The organism is Actinobacillus minor NM305, assembly GCF_000175195.1.
Classification (GTDB): Bacteria; Pseudomonadota; Gammaproteobacteria; order Enterobacterales; family Pasteurellaceae; genus Haemophilus_A; species Haemophilus_A minor.
This window is the reverse complement of the sequence record NZ_ACQL01000187.1, coordinates 1-4,449: the sequence shown is the minus strand read 5'-3', so window position 1 is coordinate 4,449 and position 4,449 is coordinate 1. Positions and strand designations below refer to the sequence as shown.

Below are 4,449 nucleotides of genomic sequence, written 5' to 3'. Positions count from 1 at the left end.
CTCCCTCCGTAAACGGAGGGAGCGAAAGATCTCTGAACTAAATTGTTTTTGTATAACTACTACATAATTTCTAGCGAGGGTTGCGTTGTGTATAAATTAAAAATACCCTTGTTTTTTACGCTGTTCCATTGCAGCTTCACTTGCACGGTCATCCATACGTGTTGCGGAACGCTCTGAAATTTCAGCAACGGCAGTTTCTTTAATAATATCTAATGGCGTTTTCGCTTCGCTGGCGACCGGGCAAGTACAGCTAATATCGCCAACGGTTCTAAAGCGTACCGATACCGTTTTACTTTCTTCATTCGCCTGTTTTGGGGTCAGTGGCGTTACCGGCACTAATAAGCCATTGCGTTCGACCACTTCACGCTCGTGTGCATAATAAATAGGTGGCAATTCTAATTTTTCTCGCTCGATATACTGCCAAATATCCAATTCCGTCCAGTTAGAAATCGGAAACACTCGCATATTTTCGCCTTTGTGAAGTTTTGCGTTATACAAAGACCACAATTCCGGACGCTGCGCTTTCGGATCCCATTGCCCAAATTCATCACGGAAGGAGAAAATTCGCTCTTTTGCCCGAGCCTTTTCTTCATCACGTCTAGCTCCGCCCATCAAAGCATCAAAGCCGTTAGCTTCAATCGTTTCCAATAAAGTTACCGCTTGTGCGGCATTGCGGGAGTCTGTTTCTTTGCGCAACACCACCGTGCCTTTTTCGATGGAGTCCTCAACGTGCCCTACTACCAATTTTGCATTCAATTTTCTCACTTGCTCATCTCGAAATTGAATTACTTCCGGATAGTTATGCCCCGTATCAATATGCACCAGCGGAAACGGCAAGACCAACTCCCTGCCTTCTAATTGGAAAGCCTTGCGAGCCAGCGCAAGTAAAACTACCGAGTCTTTACCGCCGGAAAACAGCAACGCCGGATTGCTACACTCCGCCACGACCTCACGAATAATATAAATGGATTCAGCTTCTAGCCAATCTAAATGCCCGTTTTCAATTTGATGTTGTGTTGTCATATGTTGTTCCTTATGCTTTACCGGCGATTATTTATGTAATCCACACTCTTTACTGTCTTTGTTTTCCCACCACCAACGTCCGGCGCGAATATCTTCATCTTTTTTGACCGGTTTGGTACAAGGCTCGCAACCAATGCTCGGATAACCTTGTTTATACAGTGCGTTATACGGAATTTGATGTTTTAAGATATACGCCCAAACTTCACGCTCCGACCAATCAAAAATCGGGTTATATTTATCGATCGCTCGGCTCTGATCTTGCTCGTGAAAGGCTAACGCTGTTCGTGTTACCGATTGTTCACGGCGTTGCCCTGTGAGCCAAGCATCAGCATCTTTTAACGCTCGGTTTAGCGGTTCGATTTTGCGAATAAAACAACATTCTCGGCGCAACTCCACGCTTTCATAAAAAGCAAATGCACCTTTTTGTCGATCATATTGAGCCGCTTTTTCCGGCTCGGGAAAATAGAGCTGAAAATCCAACTGTGGGTAATGATTTTTGACCTCATCAACCAACGCAAGCGTTTCGGCATTGAGCCGCCCGGTTTCAAGGGTAAACACGCCAATCTGAACACCGGCTTTTGCAATCACATCTGTAATCACCATATCTTCCACCGCCAAACTACTCGCCAATTTCACATTCTGATGTGAACTCGCAATATGTCGAATACGCTCAAATAAAGCGGTCTCTTTTTCAGCAAGATTTGCAAAATCTCGCTCTGTCGGTGTCGGGATTTCCCAAAATTCAGGTTTTAAAAAGTGCATCGTTAATTCCTCAACATAAATCGCTTGATGTCGAAAGTGTGGTATTTATAGACTGATTTTTTATAGCTGAAAAATAAAAAGGAAATATGTTTTAGAGCGTTTTGGAATAAGAAGGGGTAAATTTGAACAAAATCAAAATTTTGAGATGAAAATGGGCGGTGAAAGCGTTTTTTATACTTTCAAGGAATATCACGGAATTTTTCGTTATGAAAAAGTAGGGACATACTGCGTGTGTCCCTTTTCTGGGTAAAGATAATGGATTTAAGCCAAATCAAACAACAAGAACTCAACATCACTATGGGTTTCAATATTGGCTAAAGTTTCTTGACTAATCGCAACACCATCACTGGTTTCAACAGTTTGACCATTTAGCATAAAACTACCTTTAACCACTTGAAGCCAATAGTTGCGCTCAGCATTTAACGCAAGAGCTTCTTGATGATTTGCTTTAAATTGATAACGCCAAAGTTTCATATCTTGATAAACCTTGAATGAGCCGTCTTCAGCATTTGGCGATAAAATCAATGTTGCGCCCTCTTTATTGGCAAAGGCTTTTTGATCGTAACGAGGTTGAATGTTGCGCTCATTCGGCATAATCCAAATTTGATAAAAATGCAGATTTTCTTCATTGCTTGGGTTATATTCCGAGTGAGTGATCCCCGTGCCTGCCGACATAATTTGGAATTCACCGGCTTTCAACTCTTCCACATTGCCCATACTATCTTTATGCGCAATCGTGCCATCTAAAACATAGGAGAGAATTTCCATATTGTCGTGAGGGTGTGTGCCAAAGCCAAATCCGGCTTTCACTCTGTCTTCATTGATGACACGTAAATCCGAAAACCCCATAAATTTTGGATCATAATAGCCTGCAAAAGAGAAAGTATGATAGCTGTCTAGCCAACCGTGATTTGCATGTCCACGTTCATTTGCTTTTCTAATGTATAACATAACCTGTTCCTTATTTTGATGAATAATATAAACGCTGTTGCGTTTTAATGTGGGCATTATAGGGTTTCTTGAAAAGAGATAAACAGCAGTTTAGTTAAATCACTATTTACTTAGCGTGAATAATCTGAAAGAGAAGTGAGAGAGTTATATGGCAATAGAAAAAGTCTGTTAAAACAAAAAACTTCGCTTCTCATAATATAGAGAAGCGAAGTTAAATAAAATTTTTCAAGTATGACTTAGACTAATGTTACTGTGAAACCAACGCACTACGTAAACGTCCTTGATGTTTAGCAAGGAGTTGCTCGGCGGTGGTTTTATCTAGTTGTGAAAGGATCATCATAATCGCTAATTTAGCGTTATTTTCTGCGACTTTGAGCGTTTGTTCTGCTTCTTGTTGAGAACAATCGGTCGCTTCCATCACGATTTTAATCGCTCGGGCTTTGAGCTTTTCATTGCTTGCTTGCACGTCCACCATCAAGTTTTGGTAGCATTTACCAATTCGTACCATAGACGCTGTAGTCAGCATATTCAACACCAATTTTTGCGCTGTACCTGATTTCATACGGCTTGAGCCGGTCAGCACTTCTGCCCCAACAATCGTTTCAATCGCAATATCGGCAATTTGCGCCATTGCAGATTGGGGATTGCTGGCAATCGCAACGGTTGTTGCGCCCAGCGAACGGGCATACTCTAATGCTCCAATCACATAAGGTGTTCTGCCACTGGCAGCAATGCCAACCAATACATCTTTTTTATTAAAATTGACCGCTTGCAAATCAGCTTTGCCTTGCTCTCGGTTATCTTCCGCACCTTCAATCGGATGACGTAACGCTCGTTCACCACCGGCAATAATGCCAACCACCATTTCCGGCGGTACACCATAAGTCGGCGGACATTCAGAGGCATCTAATACCCCTAAGCGACCACTCGTTCCTGCGCCGATATAAACCAATCGCCCGCCATTTAAAAAGGCGTGTTCGATTTTTTCAACGGCTAATGCTATCTGAGGTAAACATTTCTCGACCGCAACAGCGACCTGTTTATCCTCTTGATTGATAATCTGCACAATTTCAAGCGGTGATAATTGGTCAATATTTTGCGAATTTGGGTTACGTTGCTCGGTAATCATTTGTGAAAGAGAGCGAAGTAGCGTTTGTTCTGTCATAAAAACCTCACACCAACTTAATGACGACACATTTAATCTGCAATTTGTCTTTACGTTCAACTAAACGAATAGTCGTCTGCACCAGTTTATCTTGTGTTTCAATCCCCCAAAATTCGCCACTCACTTCAGAAAGTACTGAAATTTGGTTACCCTGAATTTGTGGCGTTTCGAGTTCTTTAACTTGAGTATAATTTACCATATTTCGCTGAATATTACGGATCCATTCTCCCTTAGACAATACGCCTTGATTGACGGTATAAATTTCAAAATCCTCCGCCAACAGATTTTGCAGTGCCGGAATATCGTGTTCAATCAATGCTTTACGCAAGGCAAGGTCTAACTCAATAATTTCACTTTGCTGTTGTGCTCGTTCTGTTTGGATAATTTTAATTGCCGGATAACTCGCTGCCACCGATAAACTAAGCCCTAACAAGACCGCCGCAATCGGGTGCCAAAATTTTATTCGTTTCATTATCATTCCCTCTGTTTTTCGATATTATGTAGCCATTATTCACAATCATTTGTAGGGGCGAAATATTTTTCGCCCC

Annotated in this window: 5 protein-coding genes; all 5 read right to left on the bottom strand. The window is 41.8% G+C overall.

Features of this window, described 5'->3' with window-relative positions:
* Window positions 1-96: 96 nt before the first annotated feature.
* Window positions 97-1,023 (bottom strand): sulfate adenylyltransferase subunit CysD, encoded by a 927-nt coding sequence (gene cysD, locus AM305_RS11590; RefSeq protein WP_005826367.1) that lies wholly within the window; start codon window positions 1,021-1,023, stop codon window positions 97-99.
* Between the two features lie 27 nt (window positions 1,024-1,050).
* The gene (locus tag AM305_RS11585; protein WP_005826365.1) at window positions 1,051-1,785 is read right to left on the bottom strand and encodes a phosphoadenylyl-sulfate reductase; all 735 of its coding nucleotides are present in this window, start codon (window positions 1,783-1,785) and stop codon (window positions 1,051-1,053) included.
* 261 nt (window positions 1,786-2,046) lie between these two features.
* Entirely contained in the window at window positions 2,047-2,736 is a 690-nt protein-coding gene (locus AM305_RS11580; RefSeq protein ID WP_005826364.1) for a pirin family protein, read from the bottom strand.
* 247 nt (window positions 2,737-2,983) lie between these two features.
* Entirely contained in the window at window positions 2,984-3,901 is a 918-nt protein-coding gene (gene murQ / locus AM305_RS11575; RefSeq protein ID WP_005826363.1) for an N-acetylmuramic acid 6-phosphate etherase, read from the bottom strand.
* A 7-nt stretch (window positions 3,902-3,908) separates the two neighbouring features.
* On the bottom strand, window positions 3,909-4,373 hold the full coding sequence (locus AM305_RS11570) for a nuclear transport factor 2 family protein (RefSeq protein ID WP_005826361.1): 465 nt from the start codon (window positions 4,371-4,373) through the stop codon (window positions 3,909-3,911).
* Window positions 4,374-4,449: the final 76 nt, after the last annotated feature.

What these genes read in the sequence shown, in the direction of transcription:
- cysD (WP_005826367.1), bottom strand. Translation starts at nt 1,023, where the DNA reads ATGACAACACAACATCAAATTGAAAACGGGCATTTAGATTGGCTAGAA.
- AM305_RS11585 (WP_005826365.1), bottom strand. Translation starts at nt 1,785, where the DNA reads ATGCACTTTTTAAAACCTGAATTTTGGGAAATCCCGACACCGACAGAG.
- AM305_RS11580 (WP_005826364.1), bottom strand. Translation starts at nt 2,736, where the DNA reads ATGTTATACATTAGAAAAGCAAATGAACGTGGACATGCAAATCACGGT.
- murQ (WP_005826363.1), bottom strand. Translation starts at nt 3,901, where the DNA reads ATGACAGAACAAACGCTACTTCGCTCTCTTTCACAAATGATTACCGAG.
- AM305_RS11570 (WP_005826361.1), bottom strand. Translation starts at nt 4,373, where the DNA reads ATGAAACGAATAAAATTTTGGCACCCGATTGCGGCGGTCTTGTTAGGG.